This window comes from Algoriphagus sp. (assembly GCF_046296635.1).
Classification (GTDB): domain Bacteria; phylum Bacteroidota; class Bacteroidia; order Cytophagales; family Cyclobacteriaceae; genus Algoriphagus.
On the sequence record NZ_JBKBKZ010000004.1, the window covers coordinates 1 to 19211 of the forward strand.

Below are 19211 nucleotides of genomic sequence, written 5' to 3' on the forward strand. Positions count from 1 at the left end.
TCCCCTCCCTTTAATAACCTGAAATCCGGTGGCCGAGCGAAGTCGAGGCCATTTTGATCTACTGGCAAAGAAGCGGACAATCATATTTTTAAATCTTTATTTCGTCCGCGCTAGCGGATTTATCTAAACCGTATTTCTTTATTTTCCTATTTCAACCGCGTCAGCGGTTTAATTTCCAAGTATTTCTACTTTTATTCAATGAAAATAATTCCCGTCACCTGCGCCATTATCTTGCACCAAGGAAAAGTCTTGGCCGCGCAGCGATCCCAAACTATGGATCTGCCGGGGAAATGGGAATTTCCAGGAGGAAAAATTGAGGATGGTGAAAAGCCTGAAGTCTGCTTAGTACGGGAAATTATGGAAGAATTGGCTGTCAAAATCAGGATCATTGGGGCTCTTTCTCCAAGTGAACACAGCTATACCTCCGGTAAAATCATTCAATTGATTCCTTTTTTGGCTTCGCTTGAAAGTTTTAATTTTCAGTTGCTGGAGCATGCGGAGATCACTTGGCTTGGTGAAAAGGCCCTTTTCTCAGTGGATTGGGCGGCAGCCGATCTGCCGATTGTGCACGAATTGCATGAGAAATGGGTTAAGCATGTAGAAGAAACCAAACCTAACCTATAATGGCAGCTGAATTTATCCGGCTATACGAACAGAATCCTGACCCCAAGCGAGTGCGACAGATAGTTGACGTCCTTCGAAATGGAGGCATCATCATCTATCCGACTGATACAGTCTATGGAATGGGATGTGATATCACCAATCAGCGAGCGGTAGAGCGCATCTGCAAAATCAAGGGAATCAATCCCAAAAAGCATAACTTTTCTTTTGTCTGCGCCGATCTGAGTAATATCGCACAGTACACTAGAATGATCACCAAACCTGTTTTTAAGATGATGAAAAAGGCTCTCCCGGGACCTTTTACCTTTATTTTGGAGGCCAGTTCTGTGGTACCAAAAATCCTTTACAGTAATAAAAAGACAGTCGGCATCCGTGTGCCAGACCATTCTATTCCCAGAGCAGTTGTGGAGGAACTCGGTCAGCCGATTCTCTCGACTTCTATCTATGATGAGGATGAAGTGATTGAATATAGCACAGATCCGGAATTGATTTTCGAAAAATATCAGCACTTGGTAGATATAGTCATCGACGGAGGATACGGTCAAAATGTGGCTTCTACGATTTTGGATTGCACAGGTGACGACGTGGAAATTATCCGTCAAGGACTCGGTCAATTGGAGGATATTGTGTAAGAAATTAGTCCGATGTCGGATGTCAGATGTCCGATGAAGTTTTTTCAGCTTTCGTACTTGAGCTTTCATACTTTCACAAATAACCAATAACCACTGCAAACCCCATGTCCCGAGTCGCCGTAGACCTTCACTTTCTCCCTTGTCTTGAATTTTTTGCTGCGATTGCCGATGCTGAAGAGATTTTAATTTTCCCTAAGGATAGTTACCCAAGACAATCCTATTTTAATAGGACAAAAATTCGCTTGGCAAATAAGGTGGAGACGCTAAGTGTACCAATTCAAGGGCGTCGTCCCAGGTTGCCAATCGACCAAGTAAAGATCGATTTCACCCAAAACTGGCAAGCAACTCACCTAAGAGGAATTCAAAGTGGGTATGGGAAAGCACCGTTTTTAGAATATTATTTTCCTTATTTCCAGGAAATTTATGAATCCAAAGAGTCGAGTCTTTGGAGGTTCAATCTAAGCTTGCTGACAATCTGTCTGAGGCTGCTTCGTTGGCCTGCCAGACTTACTGTATTTGAGGGGGTGAATATCCCTAGTGATGTATTGGACATAAGGGCTCAGATTGTGCCTTCAAGGCTATTTTCAGAGAGAAATTACTATATGCCTCAATCCTACAGTCAGCTTTTTGGCTTAGACTTTGAGCCTAATCTAGGAATTCTGGATTTGTTATTTTGTGTAGGCCCTGAGTCTGATAGAATCCTGAGAGATTCGAGAAAAAAACAGTGAACAATCCTTAAAAGGATTGTGTTTTTAAAACAAATTCGGTAACATACGTAAAGGTTTATTATCAATAAGAAAGGAATTAAATGGAAGCAAAATTTTCAAATAGAGTCAAAGAGGTGATCTCCCTCAGCCGCGAAGAAGCCCTCCGGTTGGGTCATGATTACATTGGTACAGAGCACCTCTTGCTAGGCATGATTCGAGAGGGAGAAGGTGTAGCTGTTTCCATTCTAAAAAAACTTGGCGTACCTCTCGATGAGTTGCGCAATGCAATCGAGCGTGCTGTGAAAGGCACTGCTAACCACAATGTGAAAAATATGGCTAATATCCCACTGACTCGTCAGTCGGAAAAAGTGCTTAAAATCACCTATTTGGAGGCTAAAATATTCAAAAGCCAGTTAATCGGAACCGAACATCTGCTTCTCTCTATCCTAAGAGATGAAGACAATATTGCAACACAGATTTTAAATAAGTTTGAAGTGAACTATGACTCTGTAAAAGAAATGTTGGAAATGCAGTCAGATGCGGGTACTGCTCCAAGAGCAAAAGCTGAAGCAGAAGACGGAGATGATGATGGATCCAAACTCTTTGGTTCATCCGGGAGTGGATCCGGTGGTCAGGCAAAGCCAGGCGCTGAAAAGTCCAGAACTCCGGTTTTGGATAATTTTGGACGTGATTTGACCAAAATGGCGGAAGATGATAAGTTGGATCCAATCATCGGTCGTGAAAAAGAAATTGAGCGAGTAGCTCAGATTCTTTCTAGAAGAAAGAAAAACAACCCAATTCTGATTGGTGAGCCTGGTGTAGGTAAAACTGCCATTGCTGAAGGTCTTGCCTTGAGAATCGTTCAAAAGAAAGTTTCCCGAGTGCTTTTCAACAAGCGTGTGGTGACTTTGGATTTGGCGTCATTAGTTGCAGGCACAAAATATAGAGGTCAGTTTGAAGAACGAATGAAAGCCGTGATGAATGAGTTGGAAAAATCTCCAAACGTTATCCTTTTCATTGACGAGTTGCATACAATCGTAGGAGCTGGTGGTGCATCCGGATCCCTGGATGCCTCTAACATGTTCAAACCGGCTTTAGCCCGTGGAGAAATCCAATGCATCGGAGCCACTACTTTGGATGAGTATCGTCAGTACATTGAAAAAGATGGAGCTTTGGCTCGCCGATTTCAAATGGTAATGGTTGATGCCACTTCACCTGAAGAAACGATTCAAATCCTTGAAAACATTAAGGACAAATATGAGGATCACCACAATGTGATTTACACCCCCGAAGCTATTGCTGCTTGTGTGAAGTTATCTGATCGGTACATTTCTGATCGATTCCTTCCTGATAAGGCAATCGATATCTTGGATGAGGCAGGAGCGAGAGTTCACATAAACAACATTCACGTTCCGGAAGATATATTGAAGCTGGAAGCTGAGGTGGAGAATATCAAGATTGAAAAAAATCGAGTAGTTAAATCTCAGAAATACGAAGAAGCTGCCCAGTTGCGCGACAAGGAAAAGAAACTCCTTGAGCAATTGGAAACTGCAAAAAATCGTTGGGAAGAAGAAAGTAAGTCCAAGCGTTTTGTGGTAGAAGAGGATAATGTCGCCGAGGTAATTGCGATGATGACCGGTATTCCTGCCAAACGTATCGCACAGAATGAAGGCGCAAAACTGCTCAACATGAATATCGAGTTGGGTGGAAAAGTGATCGGACAGGACGAGGCAATCAAGAAATTGACCAAGGCCATTCAGCGAACCCGAGTAGGATTGAAAGATCCTAAAAAGCCGATCGGTTCATTTATTTTCCTTGGTCCAACAGGAGTTGGGAAAACAGAATTGGCCAAAATGTTAGCTACTTACCTTTTCGACAAAGAGGATTCTTTGATCAGAATTGACATGTCAGAATACATGGAGAAATTCTCTGTATCCCGATTGGTTGGAGCGCCTCCAGGCTATGTAGGATATGAAGAAGGTGGACAATTGACCGAGAAGGTCAGAAGAAAGCCATACTCCGTAGTATTGCTTGATGAGATCGAAAAAGCTCACCCGGATGTATTCAACATATTGCTCCAGGTTTTGGATGACGGAATTTTGACTGACGGATTGGGCAGAAGAGTAGATTTCAGAAACACGATTATCATCATGACTTCCAATATTGGTGTGCGTGACTTGAAGGATTTCGGTGCAGGTATTGGTTTTGCCAATCGCGCCAAGTCTGAAGGAAATGACGACGTCATGAAGGCAACGATTCAGTCTGCATTGAAGAAAGCCTTCAGTCCAGAATTCCTGAACAGATTGGATGATGTGGTGGTATTCAATTCACTGAGCAAAGATCATATCTTTAAAATAATTGATATCAGTTTGGGTAAGCTTTTCAGAAGAATAACTGACCTAGGTTATAAGATTGAGTTGACTGACAAGGCAAAGGATTTCCTTGCGGAAAAAGGTTACGATCAACAGTATGGTGCCAGACCTTTGAACAGGGCGATCCAGAAATATCTTGAGGATGCGATTGCTGAAGAGATATTGAAAGGTGACCTTTCCGAAGGCGATGTCATCACTGCCGATTATGTCGGAGAAGGCACCGAGCTTACGATTTCTGTAAAGAAAAAAGAGAAAGCAGAAGAATAAGTTTAAGTGAAAATGATTAAATGAGAGAAAGCCTCAGACGAGAGTTTGGGGCTTTTTTGTGTTCTCAATTTCTTCGAAAACGAACCTTTAGATCGCCAAATACTACTTCCTAAAATTCCCGTGATAAATTATTTGGCTAAAGCCGGGAAGCGGGCTGCGATTTTTTAACCCTCCAACTAAAGTGGGGGGGATTCATGGATGAACCCATAAAATGACATTTTCAATGAATAGAAATTCGGCCTTAGCCCATTCCAGATGGAAACTCCGGGTGAAATTCATTTCCATGAATAGGAATGTGGCTTTAGCCTCCTCCAGGCAAATTTCAAAATCAAGAAAACATCACCATAAAAAAACTTTTCAAAAGGAATATGAAGAATTCATCGTCAAATACGGGTTTGAGCGATTCTGTGATAAATGATTTGGCTAAAGCCGGGAAGCGGCTGTGATTTTTTAATCCTCCAACTAAAGTTGGAGGGAATTCATCGATGAAACACCAAAATGATCTTTTTTATGAATAGGAATGTGGCTTTAGCCCATTCCTCCATGATTTATAATCTCAATCGGGCTTTAGCCAAATAAGTGAGAACCAATCCATCAAAATACAGCCTTATAATTCACCACCACATCCAACAAAGTCCATTCGTTTTCTTTGACAGTAACAGGGTTTACATTTCCCTCCCCGTCAAAAATATTAGCGAAAAGTCCTTCTTCCTCCACGATAAAAACCGAATATCTTCCCGGACTGAGTTTAATGGAATATACCCCACTTTCGTTTGATTCAACTTCTGCAACTGGCTTTTTGGCGATTGCCGTGAATAGGCCTTCCTCCATCTTCAAATCAGAAAACTTGGTTAATGGATAGATTCTTACGTTCCGTTGTATTGGCTTTGGGCCCGCTTTGGTATTGGCTTTTCTATCCTCAGTCATCATGGGCATGTGATTTCCTTCCAGCCAGGTGACTGTTCCTGTGATGCCCTGACCCTCGGGTTTGTATTGTTTACAGCTAGTTAGAAGTATTCCTGTAAATAAGATGGAAGCAAGAAGTGAAAGCGAATTCATGATATTTTATGTATATATGGAACTTTGCCAGTAGAATTGGTATAGACTTAAAATTACCTGGAAACACCAAATGTTAGGCTTCATCGGACATCGGACACCCGACATCCGACCCAATTGAGTTATTAAATTTGTTTACTGGCAGAATAGCGTATAATCAGATTTTATTTATTGAGTGGTTTTGTCCCTAGATAAAACTAAAGCCAATCTCAACGTTTGATTATGTTTTTCTTCCGTCTTCTGTCTCCCGTCTTATATCTTTTTAAATCCCTTCAAAAAGCACAAATGATTCCAAATATTGTGGTACCACCGTATTCCAGCCCAACTCTTCATTTAATTTTGTAGCCAAAGCATCTGCACTCTTTGCCTCGCCGTGTACGATAAATGTCAATTTCGGCTTTTCACAAAATCCTTCCGCCCACTCCATCAATTCATCTTGATCTGCATGGGCAGAAAGACCTGAAATATGATAGACTTCAGCCTTCACCGGTACATCCACCCCATAAATCCGGACTGTTGGTTCACCATCCAGTAATCTCCTGCCTCGAGTTCCTTCAGGTTGATAGCCCACTATTACCACGCCGTTTCTTTCATCCGGTAGACGATGAAATAAGTGATGAAGCACACGGCCGCCTGTTGCCATCCCACTTGCCGAAATTATGATTCCTCGTCCTTTAAATTCATTCAAGGCCTTGGACTGTTCTTTTTTCTGAATGTATTGAAGCTGTGGATGCTTAAATGCATGCTCATTTTCTTCTTCCAGCATAGCCGAAAGCCGATGGTCTGCATGAAAATCCAAGTATAGTTTGGTGGTATCAATCGCCATAGGACTATCCAGGAAAACCGGCACTTTGGGAATCTTTCCTTTTTCCATTAATTGATAAATTAGGTAAAGCATCAATTGACTTCTTCCCACCGCAAAAGAAGGAATGATCACCAGCCCATTTCTGTCAAATGTCTCCCGAATTACCCTTGCCAACTCATTTTCAGGTTTGGTATTGGTCGCTTTTCGGTCACCGTAGGTGGATTCAATCCACACAATATCTGCCTTCGGAATGGGAGATGGTGGGAAAAGAATGGGGTCATGATATCGGCCAAGATCTCCTGAGAAAACCAGTTTCTTAGTCTGCGAATCCCCTTTTAAAATCACCTTGACAATCGATGCTCCAAGGATATGACCAGCATGGAAAAACGTCACATCAACTCCCGGGTGAATGTTGAACGGCAAATCAAAAGACTTGGGTACCAGTTGAGGAAATACAGCTTCCGAATCTTCCATCGTGTACAAGGGCTGTGGATCTTCGTGTTTGGAATACCCTTTTTTTCTGGCAAACTCAGCCTCCTCTTCTTGTAATTTCCCGGAGTCAAGAAGTAAAATTTTAGCTAATTCCGCTGAAGCTTCAGTACAGTAAATGGGTCCTTTGAAGCCTTCTTTTACGAGTCTTGGCAAATACCCAATGTGGTCCATGTGGGCATGAGTCAAAATTACCGCATCCAACTTGTCTACCGGCATTGGGAATTTGTCCCAGTTTCGCTCTCGCAATTCCTTACGACCCTGAAATAGCCCGCAGTCCACCAAAAATTCAAATTCACCTAAATCAATTAGATATTTTGATCCGGTGACGGCTCCTGCGCCTCCCAAAAATTTTGCTGTGACATCCATTTCCTTAATTTTTAATTGGCTAGAAGGTACAAAAAAAGAGACACCTTCCGGTGCCTCTTTCTCAATTGGGTGGTTTTTTTCAGTTATTATTTCATAAAGAAAGAATCTGCAAATTTTGCGCGAGTGGTGCTGTCGATTTTAGCTTTGGTGAGGGAGTCTAGTTTGACTTTTTCTGTTTCCTCATTTTCCCATGTCATTGAGTTTTCGCCTTTGGTGGGACAAGACAAGCAAACTAGTCCAGCCTCATTGAACACCCAAACAGCGGAGGATCTCACATCTGAAGACCGATAGCCATTGTTGTAGATCGTGTTGCGGAGTATTCCAAGCAGAGACCTTTCCATGATGAATGGCTGATCATAAGGAATGCTGAGTTTGAGATTGATGCGTTGATCTCGGAAAGCATCCAAGGTTCTGAAATCAAATCCCTCATCAAATGTTACTACCGAATCTGATACAGCATAGGAATAGGTGAGTTTTTTGGCATTTTCCAATGCCTCTTGCTTGGTTCTTCCGCGAGACGAAAACTCCTGGGATAATGTAATCACAGAATCTGGAGTTCCGACAAGCCGGAGATTAGCCTTATTGAAAAGATCCTCATCCTCCAAGTCAATTGCCTTTAGGATTAAAGTGCCTTTGCTAACAGGTAGAATTACCGTGGATTCAAACTTGTTTTCCTCTTTAAACTGAGCCACAATTTTTGGAATTTGGAATGCAGCTATCCCGATGCAAAGTAACCACAGACCCAAAGCGACCAATCCAAAACGGCCTCCAATTAGATTTTTCTGCGCCAGCACGCTAAGGCCGAGAAGCAATATGATGATTCCAGGAATGATCAATAATCCCATACTTGCCACAACCAGCCAAATAGGAACCATATTGGTGAATAATTCCACCGGGAAATTATCTATCAAAGCTCTATAATCCGGATCTGCTAATCCAAAGTATGCAGCCAAAGCTATCAGAGGAGCAATTGTCAGTGATAATCCAATAAAGAAGATAATCAATCCAAAGATGATGCGAATCACGGTACCTATTAAGTTTCCGAGAGGCCCCAATGCAGATCCAATAGCGTCAATCACTTTTCCCAAAATCCGGAAAGGAGCCATTAATAATTTCCTTGCCTGAGATTCAGGTTGTGGAGGTATCGGATTGATACTTTCCTTGATGGTGGAATCAATACTGTCTAGCGTGATCTCGCCACCTTTCATTTTGATCCGTTCCATGATAGAGCTGGCAACCGGAGTGATAATCCATAGAATCAAATAAATCAGAATTCCTGATCCACCTGCAAAAGCCAATAATACAAAGGCAAGTCTCACATAAAGCACCTCAATTCCAAAGTATGCAGCCAAGCCACTTGAAACTCCTCCCAAGACTTTATCATCGGGATTTCTGTAGAGTTTTTTGACTTTAGTGTCTTCTACGACTTCATAAGACACGGGAAGAATGATCCACAGCACGATATAGGCTACTATGGCGAAGAAGCCAAAGCTCAAATTGAATCTAAAATTATCGAAGGGCAGAAAATCAAAGAATCCAAATTTCATGTTGAGATTGCCACTGAATAAAAGCAGAATCGCAATCAGTCTTGTCCATAGTGGATCCACAGAGAAGTAACTGGCAATTCCTGCACAGACCCCACCAAGGATTTTTTTATTCTCAAGCCGCTTTAGTTTTTTGTAACCTCCTGTTTCACTTCCAGGAGGCGTGACGTATTTGTAGAAATCTTCCTTTTGAGTATCGGTGTCATCTAGAATGGGTTCTTCTTTTTCGTCTTCCACAGCCGTGAAGTCTGCAATGGTTCCCATCTTTTCAATGAGTTTATCCACATTTTCAGCCGTGATCACCTGCTTGTTGTTTTTCAGGTTGCTCAGGAAAATCTCTGCTATTCTATTTTCTATATCGGAGATGATTTCCTGATTGTCTTTGTAGCCGGAAAAGTGCCTGTTGATAGCGTCCAAGTACTTCCGTAGCGTATCGTATCCGTCTTCTTCGATGTGGAAGAGAATGCCGCTGATGTTGATGCTTATGGTCTTTTTCATGTGTTTATAATTTTTTTTTCAAAGGCCACATGGAATCTTCGCATGAATTATAATCATCCCTCTGTGTGTCGCTTTGGGTCATGCTTGATTTCATGATATGTCTTTTTAAGGGTTGGCTTGTGATCAATTCTTAGCGGTGATTTCAGATGTAGAATTGACCAGTGAAGACCAGGTGTCAGACAGGGTGAGCAGGAATTTCTTCCCCTCCTCAGTGATAGAGTAATATTTTCGAGGTGGTCCGGATTCGGACTCCACCCATCTGTAGGTGACTAGCTCGGCAGATCTGAGCCGATTGAGTAGCGGGTAGAGGGTGCCTTCGACCACTATCATCTGAGCTTGGGTCAGCTCCTCGATGAGATCTGAAGTATATACCTCGCCTCGGGAGATGATATGCAATACGCAAAACTCAAGGAGCCCTTTACGCATTTGAATCTGTGTGTTGGCGACGTTCATGGTAGGTTGTGATTAAGTCTCCTTTCGGAGTAAAATTTTATTTCACTTTCCATGAATTGAAGAAAAATGATACCAATCTTTTCTAAGCTACCTTGTATAACCTAATTCCTTGTTAAAACTATCGGGTATGGATACCCGAGCTTTGAAAAATAAGCTTTGAGAGCTCAAATGAGGATATTTCTATTCATTTCAATAGGAACGATTTTTTTTTATCCTGACCTCCGTCTTGATCGAAGGGCTGATGCGTATGTTCTAATTTGAGACATTAAAGTGTCCGATGATGTACATTACACAGCGTTTTATTGATTAAATTCTATGTAAGCTGTTAGGAGTTTTTGAATTTGAATTATTTTCGAAACGTGAAAATGAGAAAAGTGAAATTTTTCTATTGCGTTATCCTCTTTTGGGTTCAAGTTTTTTGGGCAAGTTCTGTCTTTTCCCAAGACCTTACTCCAAAATATTCCAATGAATTTCTAAGCATTGGAGTAAGTGCACGAGCACTCGGAATGGGAGGTGCCCAAGTTGGTGCCGTTCGGGATGTGACCGCCGCTTATTGGAATCCGGCCGCCCTCACCGGCATTCAACATCAATATGAGTTCTCCTTAATGCATGCAGAATATTTCGCAGGGATTGCACAGTATGATTACTTGGGATTCAGCACTCCAGTTGGAAATCAAAACCGAGTGGCAGTTTCCCTAATCCGATTTGGTGTTGATGATATTCCTGATACCAGATTTTTATATGATGCTAATGGTGCTCTCAATTACAACAACATCCAATTTTTCAACGCAGCAGATTACGCCTTACTGCTCAGTTTTGCACGAGATATCTCGGACAAGTTCAAACTCGGAGCCAACGCTAAGGTAATTCACCGCAACGTCGGGAAGTTTGCACAAGCTTGGGGTTTTGGATTGGACGTGGGAGGAATTTATATTCAAAAGCGAATGACTTTTGGACTAATGGTCAGAGACATTACCACAACTTACAATGCCTGGTCTCATAATGCTGAAATGGTTCGTGATATTTATTCCCAGACAAATAATGAAGTTCCAATCAATTCTGTAGAGATCACATTACCAAAAGCGATTGCCAGTATCGCTTACGACTGGAAACTTGGTGAACAGTTTAACTTATTAACTGCTTTGGATTTGGAAACTACTTTTGATGGAGCTCGAAACACGGTCATATCTTCTTCAGCTTTCAATATTGATCCTAAGTTTGGATTGGAATTAGGATTCAAGCAATTGGTTTTTGTGAGAGGAGGGGTAAGCAATTTCCAGTACATCAAAGATTTTCAGGGAAAGGAAACATTGAATTACATGCCCGCAGCAGGAATAGGTGTGATTTTGAATGAGCGCTTTCAGATTGATTATGCGTTATCGGATTTAGGAGATGTCTCTGAGAGTCCCTATTCTCATATTTTTAGTATAAAAGTGAGTCTGGAAAAGCTTTCTTCAGATTTCAGAAAATTTAAAGCTTGGGAGAGATGAGATTTCAAAAGACCTTTCTGACTTTACTGATGATGTTTTTTGCTGTAGCCTTTGCAAAAGCTCAAGATCCTATCTGGTATGATTATTCATTAACTTATTACAAGATCCCAACTGCTCAGGATGGAATTTATCGAATTTCAGCAGATGTTCTCCAAGCTTCCGGGCTGAATCTTTCCACCCTTGACCCTAGAATGATTCGGGTATTTCATCGGGGCAGGGAGGTGGCTATCCATGTGGAAGGAGAAAATGACGGTAAGGTTGACCCGCAGGATTTTATTGATTTTTATGGAATAAGAAATGACGCTGAATTGGATAAAAAGCTCTATTCCGGAGTTCCAAAGGTTCCAAATCCGCACTTTAACACCTATACTGATACCACTGCTTTTTTTCTGACTGTTACACCGGGTACACCCGGAAAGCGCATGACTCTAAGGCCTTTGCCGACCGCAAATCTGCCTCAGATTACCAGTTTTGAAACTGAGCGGCTTCAGGTTTTTTCTGATCAATATTCCCTTGGTAGAGCGTACGCATTAGGTTTTAGACTTTCTTCCTTTGATTTAGGTCAAGGATGGATGAGTACTATAATCACCAAAGGGAATGCCCGCGATTTGATTTTTACAGGTTTGGGCACACTTCTTAACTCTGGCACCGCCCAATTGGAAATAGGATTAGTCGGGAGGTCAGAGAATAGCCATGCTGTCTCTATCAGCGCTGGACCATTGACTGGTACACAGCGAGCACTGACCCAGGCTAGTTTTACCGGTTTTGAAAATCCTCAGCTTGTCCTTGATTTACAAATGAGCGATTTCCATACGAATGGATCGCTCGTGGTAAAAATCCTACCTCAAGGAACTCAATCTGTAGACAATATCTCAGTGGCCTATGCTAAAATCACTTTTCGTAAGCCAATTCAGGCAGGAGATTTCGACCCGAGACTAATGATCTTTCCGGCAGGAAATCAGCGGGCTGTGATCAATCAAGTGCAGGAGAATTATGTGGCCTTAGATGTGTCGGATATCTACTCGGCTCAGAAAGTGGCTATATCTAAAGTAGGAACAACGATGAGTTTTACAGCCGCTGTCCCTGGTCAATCCAGCCAAATCTGGATTCAGACAGAAAAATCTGTAATTCCTGTAAGCCCTATGCAAAAGGTAAAATTTCGAAATTACCTTGCCCAGGCCGCTAATTATGTCATTGTGGGTCATCGGGAATTGGAAAAGCCAAGTTCCAAATACGCCAATCCGCTTAAAATGTATGCCCAACATCGAGCTTCGGCTTTAGGTGGTGGCTTTGATACACTGACGGTGAGAATGGAGGAGATTTATGATCAATATGGATACGGTGAAAAATCGCCTGTGGCCTTGTATGAATTTTTCAAAGCATATTATCCTGTTCACAAGCCAACTCATGTGCTACTTGCCGGTCGGTCTCTCGCTATTTATTCTCAAGCTCGACTCAATAATCAAAACGTCTTTTATCGAAATTCCCAGGAGGCATTTGCATTTCAGGATTTAGTCCCGGTAGGTGGTTATCCTTTTTCGGACAATGTCTACGCATTAAATCTGGATTCCGACAATCCTACAACACCGGCTTTTGCTGTAGGTAGAATTCCTGCCAAAAACTCGCAACATTTAGCAGACTATCTTGACAAGGCAATCGAAAAAGACCAAGTCGGTGTCAGTGCACCCTGGCAGAAGGAATTGATTCACTTGTCTGGGGGAGTTTCAGAATTTGAACTAGAGCGTTATTTCGGTTTTCTCAACGGCTTCAAGGCAATTGCCGAAGGTCCTTTTCTGGGAGGACATGTACAGACCCACAGAAAGCGCTCAAATTCTGTAGTAGAGTCAATAGATATTTCCGGTGATCTTAATGAAGGTCGATCCATGTTAACATTTTTCGGACATGGAGCACCTACCATCATTGATATTGAAATTGGATTTGCCTCAGATCCTACCTTAGGCTATGCTAACAAAGGGAAATATCCGGTCATGTTATTCAATGGATGTGACTATGGAAGTGCTTTTACTACCTTATATACACAAGGCGAAGATTGGGTGATTACTCCAGACAAAGGTGCGGTGACTGTCATGGCCAATTCCTCCATTGGGGTGGATATTTACTTGAGAAGATATTCTGATTTATTTTACAATACTGCATTTGCGGATAGCTCCAGAATTTATCGAACTATCGGTGAGGTGAAGCAAGAAGCTGAGAAGAATTTTGTCGAAACTTATGGCACTAATCCATTGAATTACTCTCATATGGAGCAGATGATCATGCTGGGAGATCCTGCCATACGCATTTTCCCGGCAGACAAAGCCGATTATGCAGTAAATGTAGAAGAGGTAAGTTTGGGAACCTTCGATAATTCTCCACTATCAGCAATATCGGAAAACCTCAAACTTTCTTTTCTTGTCAGAAATTTGGGAATCATCAATCCTGATTCTTTGGATTTCAAGATCGATCGAAAACTTCCTGATGGAACTGTTATTAGTTTTGATCCGGTCAGAATTCCATCCTTTTCCAGGTCGGATACTTTGGTTTTTTCTATTCCAAATTTTCAGCTAGATGCAGCAGGTGAAAATCAGTTTACAATCGCTGTAAATACTGATCGATCAGTTCCTGAAATGACTTTTTCAAATAATTCAATTACCTACACGGCTTTCATTGCGCTCAGTGGTACGATCAACCTTTATCCAACAGACTTTGGAATAGTCAACCAAAAAGACCTTAAACTGATCACTCAAGCTCCGGGAAAACTCACGGAGAACAGAACGCTTATCATTCAGTTGGATACTACTACTAATTTCAATTCTGCTTTCAGAAAAGAACTTCGCTCCACCACTTCAGGACTGGTAGAGTGGCCTGTAAGCCTCTTGGCCGGAAACGACTCCGCGACTTATTATTGGAGATCTCGCTATCAGGATCCCAGAGCCGGGGAAACTGATGCTTGGTCTACCAGTAGTTTTTCGTTTATTCCAAATACTGGAAATGGTTGGACTCAACGGGTAGAGGATCAGTTGGATCAAAGTGATCTTAAAAACATTGAATTGGATCAGGCAAGAAAGTCCTGGAAGTACATCAGCCAAAAAATCAATATTGAAGTATTTACGATTGGAACGGGTGTGGACTCGCTTAACTTCCGGAATACACAGTTTTACTATGATAATGTTCCGCAGATCATCGATAATGTAAACAACGCAAACAGCAGGCTTTGTCCCAATGGATCGATAGGGCTGGTAGCAATCGATCAAAGAACCTTACTTCCTTATTTGGCCATTCCTGTACCGGGATTTGATATCCTGGATTCCAGGGCATGCGGTCGGGTTCCGCAGATGATCCAAAGTATCCAAAATGCATGGATTACCACACCGGGGAATACCATTTTGCAGGACTATGTAAGAGGTGTCAAAGAGGGAGATTATGTGGTCCTCTTTACCGTCGGTAATGTCAACTTTAATGCTTGGCCAGATCGTGCCTTCCAGAGTCTGAGAGCCTTTGGAGCAAACGAAGCGACGCTAAGAGCCTTGAAAAGTGGAGACCCTTACATTCTTTACGGACGAAAAGGAATGCGACCGGGTGAATCAATCGAGATCGTTGGCAATCCGAATTTCAATCAGCCATCCTCGAAACAAACCCTTAGCTTTAAATCAGACATTGAAGGATACTTCACCGATGGAGTGATCCTCTCTCCACGAATTGGTCCTGCATCAACGTGGGAACGATTTTTCCAGAATGTAAATGCCAGAAACTGGATCAATGAGGAAGACTTCACCCAATTTGATATTTTGGGAATCAACGAGAATGGAGTTGAATCGGTCTTGGTGTCAAATACTTTAGAAAAGGAAATAGATCTCTCATTTATCAATCCCATGAGTTATCCGTACCTCAGACTTCGGTATCAAATGAATGATAAAAATTCCACTAAGCCGGCTCAATTGGACAAGTGGCAGGTAGATTTTATTGGCGTTCCTGAGGGTGTTCTTTTGGAGAAAAATCCAGGTGATCGTGTCCGACTAAGAGAAGGTCAGAGCTCCAAAATTGATTTCATTTTCAAAAATGCTTCGATTTACGATTTTCCGGATTCTATTCAGGTGAATTACAAAATGACCAATATCACAACCAAAAAAGTAGAGAATTTTACCATAAAACTACCTCCTGTAAAAGCCGGAGATCAAGCTGAGTTCACGGTTGAGTTTAATAGCATTGGTCGGGCCGGAGAAACTAAATTGGAGGTTTTTGCCAACCCGAGAATCTTAAGGGAACAAACCTACCGTAATAATCTGATCGATTTGGGAGTGACTTTTGAAGTAGAAGGGGATAATTCCACCTCGCTTCTGGATGTGAATTTTGATGGAATCTACATCATGGATGGGGACCTTGTTTCACCAAATGTGATGGTTACCGCTTTACTCAAAAACGACCAAACCCTACTTTATAAAAAGGATACCTTGGGAATGGAAATCTTCCTAAAGAAGAAATGTGATGGCTGTCAATATGCCAAAGTCAACTTCTCCAATCCCAATTTGACTTGGACCCCAGCCTCAGCTACCGAGAGCTTTAGAGTATCCTTCATCCCTGGACCTCTCGAAGATGGTATTTATACCTTGAGAATCACCAATGAAGACTCTTCTCAACCCTATGAGATCACTTTTGAGGTGGTCAACGAGTCTCAGATTACTAACTTCTATCCTTATCCAAATCCTTTCAGCACTTCAGTCCGGTTTGTGTTCACCCTAACCGGTTCAGAAATTCCTGATGAAATCAAAATTCAGGTAATGACCGTGACGGGTAAAGTGGTGCGAGAAATCCTTCAAAATGAGCTGGGACCAATCCGAATCGGCAATAATTTAACGGAATATGCTTGGGATGGAAAAGATGAATTTGGAGATCAATTGGCAAATGGCGTGTATATCTATCGGGTCTTGATCCGGAAAAATGGCCAATTCATGGAGCACCGACCGACTGCCGGAGACCGAGGATTTACCAAGGGTTATGGCAAAATGTACCTGCTTCGCTAGGGTTTAGCATTTTTCCAGTTTCTATATAGTCCCCAAAAACTCACCACAAACAAAACTGCCAGGATGATCCATTGAACGGGATCATTCATGGCGCTTTGTGCATCCAAAAATGAACTTGCCAAAAGCCCGGTACCAAAGGCAATCAGTGTTCTGGGAAGCATGCCGGGAATTCCATAAAGTAGGACTTTCTTTAGATCGATTTTTAGCGAAGCAAAAAGGAAGTTAGAAATTGCAAATGGAATGACAGGGCTAATCCGAACGAAGAAAATCAGGCTCTCGGGATGTTCAATTCTCCTTTCCAATTGCTGTTTAAACTCGGGCTTTTGAATAGATAATAGAGGTAAAAAGTTGGCATTTAGCGTTTTTCCAAGTGTGTATCCGATCACATTGGCAAGGAGGTAGCCGATAAATAATCCGGGAAAACCAATCCATCCAAAGAAATAACCGGTGGCAAGAGCGGTCAGTGTCGTTGGTAAAAGTGCAAGACCCAATGAAACAGCGGTGAAAAGGATGAAGCCGAGATGAAAAAATGTTCCTTCAAGATTCATACTCTCCAGATTAGAAAAGTTTGAAAACAAAATCAGACTCCCTATCCCGGGCATTAATGTCACCCAAATCCAACCAATTGTTGCCCCAGGATGTTCTTTGAAGTACACACCTAAAGTCTTGAAAATGCTGGTCTTTTTTGTCATCTTTGACGGGTAATTGCGGGAGTTTTTGATAGAATTCCCAGCAAGTTTAGCACCCAAAATCGGATTTTCACCGGAAATCATCCAATCACTGGAAATCTCTACGTTAAGAATTTAAACTCAAAAGAATAATGAAATGCCCATCAGAATAGCTTCTCCAAAAGGAGGATGATTATTCAGGACATTCCATTTGACCATTTAAAAACAAAATCCACAAATGAAATTTGGTACCAAAGCCATTCATGCGGGCGTAAGCCCAGACCCAACTACCGGGGCTATCATGACTCCCATTTATCAGACATCCACTTATGTCCAAAAATCACCGGGAGATCACCAAGGCTACGAATACAGCCGCACACACAACCCCACCCGCACAGCGCTTCAAAACAGTCTAGCTGCTTTGGAAAACGGAAAGCATGGGATCTGTTTTTCTTCAGGACTTGGAGCAATTGACTCAGTGATCAAGCTTTTCAATCCGGGCGATGAAATCATTTCGACCAATGACCTCTATGGCGGGACCTACCGACTTTTCACCAAAGTTTTTGAGCGATACGGGATCAAATTCCACTTTGTCCCGATGGCTGATCCAGCCTCGCTTGCTACTTATGTAAATGAAAACACCAAAATGGTTTGGGTGGAAACTCCCACCAATCCGATGATGAATATCATTGACTTGGAGGCTTTAGCTGCTTTCAGCAAAAAGCACAATTTGCTGCTTGCTGTGGATAATACTTTCGCTTCTCCCTACCTGCAAAATCCACTGGATTTCGGTGCAGACATTGTTATGCATTCCGTGACCAAATATCTCGGCGGACATTCAGATGTAGTCATGGGAGCATTGGTAGTGAATGATGACGAGCTTGCTGCCAGGTTAGTATTCCTGCAAAATGCATGTGGCGCAACACCAGGTCCTCAAGACTGCTTCTTGGTGTTGAGAGGAATCAAGACACTGCACCTTCGAATGGAGCGTCACTGCCAGAATGGAAAGACTATAGCGGGTTATTTGAAAAATCACCCAAAGGTAGACAAGGTCTATTGGCCTGGATTTGAAGATCATCCAAATCACCTCGTTGCCAAAAAGCAAATGCGGGACTTCGGTGGGATGATTTCATTCACCCTAAAGGGAAACCGGATTGAGGATGCAAGAATCGTTATGGAGAATTTCGAGCTGTTTGCTTTGGCTGAGTCGCTAGGAGGGGTAGAATCACTTTGTGGGCATCCGGCATCTATGACGCATGCAAGTATCCCAAGAGAAGAACGTGAGAAAGTAGGTCTAGTGGATTCACTGATTAGACTGAGTGTCGGAGTAGAGGATGCGGAAGATCTCAAAAATGACTTATTACAGGCTTTGGCAAAAATCTAATTCAGACCAAAACCTTATTAAGCAGTGAAAAAGCCTGTTTTTCGATCTCGGAAGACAGGCTTTTCTTTTCTACTTTCAATTCTTTGATCCACTCCATGTACTTTTTGGAAATACTGGTTTTTTCTGCCAAAAATCCCGAAAGTGTCTGAAAAGCCAAATGATTGGAATACCAAGGCTTGAGATTTTCTTTCAGTTGACTGATTTCTTCATGTATGGCCGAAACAAATATCGGATTGAAACCAAGCTGAATCAGTAAGTTTTCCAGCATGATTATTTTGCGAAGACTCTCAAATAAATCCCGAAATCCCTGACTTGACATCGGAGTTTTGAGTTCGCGATGTATGGACTCAAGCTCTTCCTGTACGAGCTGATTTATGGCAGTATTGATCGTGAGTGGTTTGATTCCCCGACTTGTCTGATGTGCTTTTTCGCTGAAATCATCCCAGGTTTTCAACGGACTCCCAACAACAAGGTCAAAAGCTTCCTTTTGAATTTTTCTTTTCTGCACCATCAGATATTCTCGATAACTGTCGTAAAGCAACTCGGTTTTTTCTTCACGAGATCGTAGGTTTCGCTCTACCAACTTCAAGTGGTGAGTTTTACGGAGTGACCGTTTCAAGTCCTTGAAAGGAGAAAATATGTCATTCCCGAGGCTTAGATTCTGGAAATGTACTTTTTCCATCAAGTCTACAAAAAGCTCCAAAAACTCCAGTTTGGTCTGTAATTCGATTGCTTTCTTGGATTTCACCTGTTTACCGAGGGCCAAAAAGAGTGTTTTGGCTTCTTGATGCTGTAGCTCAAAAATCTGGAAAACAGGAGAAGTTCTGACTGGCAT

General features: G+C 42.1%; 14 protein-coding genes. 8 read left to right on the forward strand and 6 right to left on the reverse strand.

Annotated features, from left to right (window positions below; genetic code table 11):
• The first annotated feature begins 198 nt into the window (after positions 1-198).
• The 5 genes from ACK4HU_RS04345 (at position 199) to ACK4HU_RS04365 (ending at position 5017) form a co-directional block, all read left to right on the forward strand.
• On the forward strand, positions 199-624 hold the full coding sequence (locus ACK4HU_RS04345; protein ID WP_409803629.1) for a (deoxy)nucleoside triphosphate pyrophosphohydrolase: 426 nt from the start codon (positions 199-201) through the stop codon (positions 622-624).
• On the forward strand, positions 624-1253 hold the full coding sequence (locus ACK4HU_RS04350) for an L-threonylcarbamoyladenylate synthase (protein WP_409803631.1): 630 nt from the start codon (positions 624-626) through the stop codon (positions 1251-1253). The genes ACK4HU_RS04345 and ACK4HU_RS04350 overlap by 1 nt, the downstream gene beginning before the upstream one ends.
• A gap of 104 nt (positions 1254-1357) precedes the next feature.
• The gene (locus ACK4HU_RS04355) at positions 1358-1981 is read left to right on the forward strand and encodes a WbqC family protein (RefSeq protein ID WP_409803633.1); all 624 of its coding nucleotides are present in this window, start codon (positions 1358-1360) and stop codon (positions 1979-1981) included.
• A gap of 80 nt (positions 1982-2061) precedes the next feature.
• Positions 2062-4599 (forward strand): ATP-dependent Clp protease ATP-binding subunit, encoded by a 2538-nt coding sequence (locus ACK4HU_RS04360; RefSeq protein ID WP_409803636.1) that lies wholly within the window; start codon positions 2062-2064, stop codon positions 4597-4599.
• Positions 4600-4822: 223 nt separating this feature from the next.
• Positions 4823-5017 carry a hypothetical protein gene (locus ACK4HU_RS04365; protein ID WP_409803638.1) on the forward strand — a complete coding sequence of 65 codons (195 nt, stop codon included), beginning with the start codon at positions 4823-4825 and terminating at the stop codon, positions 5015-5017.
• 176 nt (positions 5018-5193) lie between these two features.
• Here ACK4HU_RS04365 and ACK4HU_RS04370 read toward each other — a convergent pair whose 3' ends face one another.
• The 4 genes from ACK4HU_RS04370 to ACK4HU_RS04385 all read right to left on the reverse strand — a co-directional run bounded on the left by ACK4HU_RS04370 (position 5194) and on the right by ACK4HU_RS04385 (position 9813).
• Positions 5194-5658, reverse strand: coding sequence for a carboxypeptidase regulatory-like domain-containing protein (locus ACK4HU_RS04370; RefSeq protein ID WP_409803640.1), 465 nt, complete (start codon positions 5656-5658; stop codon positions 5194-5196).
• 259 nt (positions 5659-5917) lie between these two features.
• Positions 5918-7318 (reverse strand): MBL fold metallo-hydrolase RNA specificity domain-containing protein, encoded by a 1401-nt coding sequence (locus tag ACK4HU_RS04375; RefSeq protein WP_409803642.1) that lies wholly within the window; start codon positions 7316-7318, stop codon positions 5918-5920.
• 86 nt (positions 7319-7404) lie between these two features.
• Positions 7405-9360: a PspC domain-containing protein gene (locus ACK4HU_RS04380; protein ID WP_409803643.1), complete on the reverse strand. Its 1956-nt coding sequence runs from the start codon at positions 9358-9360 to the stop codon at positions 7405-7407.
• A 123-nt stretch (positions 9361-9483) separates the two neighbouring features.
• Positions 9484-9813 carry a PadR family transcriptional regulator gene (locus ACK4HU_RS04385; protein WP_409803645.1) on the reverse strand — a complete coding sequence of 110 codons (330 nt, stop codon included), beginning with the start codon at positions 9811-9813 and terminating at the stop codon, positions 9484-9486.
• Positions 9814-10178: 365 nt separating this feature from the next.
• On the opposite strand from ACK4HU_RS04385, the gene ACK4HU_RS04390 reads away from it, so the two are divergent.
• Together ACK4HU_RS04390 and ACK4HU_RS04395 are read left to right on the forward strand one after the other, a co-directional pair.
• Complete coding sequence (locus ACK4HU_RS04390; RefSeq protein WP_409803647.1) at positions 10179-11303, forward strand: PorV/PorQ family protein; 1125 nt, start codon at positions 10179-10181, stop codon at positions 11301-11303.
• On the forward strand, positions 11300-16324 hold the full coding sequence (locus tag ACK4HU_RS04395) for a C25 family cysteine peptidase (RefSeq protein WP_409803649.1): 5025 nt from the start codon (positions 11300-11302) through the stop codon (positions 16322-16324). The genes ACK4HU_RS04390 and ACK4HU_RS04395 overlap by 4 nt, the downstream gene beginning before the upstream one ends.
• Here the strand turns inward: ACK4HU_RS04395 and ACK4HU_RS04400 are convergent.
• Positions 16321-17016, reverse strand: a complete 696-nt coding sequence (locus tag ACK4HU_RS04400; RefSeq protein ID WP_409803650.1) for a TVP38/TMEM64 family protein — start codon at positions 17014-17016, stop codon at positions 16321-16323. The two genes, ACK4HU_RS04395 and ACK4HU_RS04400, sit on opposite strands and share 4 nt — an antisense overlap.
• A gap of 214 nt (positions 17017-17230) precedes the next feature.
• Between ACK4HU_RS04400 and ACK4HU_RS04405 the strand changes: the two genes are divergently transcribed.
• The gene (locus tag ACK4HU_RS04405; protein WP_409803652.1) at positions 17231-18376 is read left to right on the forward strand and encodes a cystathionine gamma-synthase; all 1146 of its coding nucleotides are present in this window, start codon (positions 17231-17233) and stop codon (positions 18374-18376) included.
• A 1-nt stretch (position 18377) separates the two neighbouring features.
• On the opposite strand, the gene ACK4HU_RS04410 is transcribed toward ACK4HU_RS04405, so the two are convergent.
• A complete protein-coding gene (locus tag ACK4HU_RS04410; RefSeq protein ID WP_409803654.1) occupies positions 18378-19211 on the reverse strand; it encodes a hypothetical protein in 834 nt (277 codons plus the stop codon).

Coding starts and splice junctions, on each gene's coding strand:
- ACK4HU_RS04345 (WP_409803629.1), top strand. CDS start 199: ATGAAAATAATTCCCGTCACCTGCGCCATTATCTTGCACCAAGGAAAA.
- ACK4HU_RS04350 (WP_409803631.1), top strand. CDS start 624: ATGGCAGCTGAATTTATCCGGCTATACGAACAGAATCCTGACCCCAAG.
- ACK4HU_RS04355 (WP_409803633.1), top strand. CDS start 1,358: ATGTCCCGAGTCGCCGTAGACCTTCACTTTCTCCCTTGTCTTGAATTT.
- ACK4HU_RS04360 (WP_409803636.1), top strand. CDS start 2,062: ATGGAAGCAAAATTTTCAAATAGAGTCAAAGAGGTGATCTCCCTCAGC.
- ACK4HU_RS04365 (WP_409803638.1), top strand. CDS start 4,823: ATGAATAGAAATTCGGCCTTAGCCCATTCCAGATGGAAACTCCGGGTG.
- ACK4HU_RS04370 (WP_409803640.1), bottom strand. CDS start 5,658: ATGAATTCGCTTTCACTTCTTGCTTCCATCTTATTTACAGGAATACTT.
- ACK4HU_RS04375 (WP_409803642.1), bottom strand. CDS start 7,318: ATGGATGTCACAGCAAAATTTTTGGGAGGCGCAGGAGCCGTCACCGGA.
- ACK4HU_RS04380 (WP_409803643.1), bottom strand. CDS start 9,360: ATGAAAAAGACCATAAGCATCAACATCAGCGGCATTCTCTTCCACATC.
- ACK4HU_RS04385 (WP_409803645.1), bottom strand. CDS start 9,813: ATGAACGTCGCCAACACACAGATTCAAATGCGTAAAGGGCTCCTTGAG.
- ACK4HU_RS04390 (WP_409803647.1), top strand. CDS start 10,179: ATGAGAAAAGTGAAATTTTTCTATTGCGTTATCCTCTTTTGGGTTCAA.
- ACK4HU_RS04395 (WP_409803649.1), top strand. CDS start 11,300: ATGAGATTTCAAAAGACCTTTCTGACTTTACTGATGATGTTTTTTGCT.
- ACK4HU_RS04400 (WP_409803650.1), bottom strand. CDS start 17,016: ATGACAAAAAAGACCAGCATTTTCAAGACTTTAGGTGTGTACTTCAAA.
- ACK4HU_RS04405 (WP_409803652.1), top strand. CDS start 17,231: ATGAAATTTGGTACCAAAGCCATTCATGCGGGCGTAAGCCCAGACCCA.
- ACK4HU_RS04410 (WP_409803654.1), bottom strand. CDS start 19,211: ATGCCAGTCAGAACTTCTCCTGTTTTCCAGATTTTTGAGCTACAGCAT.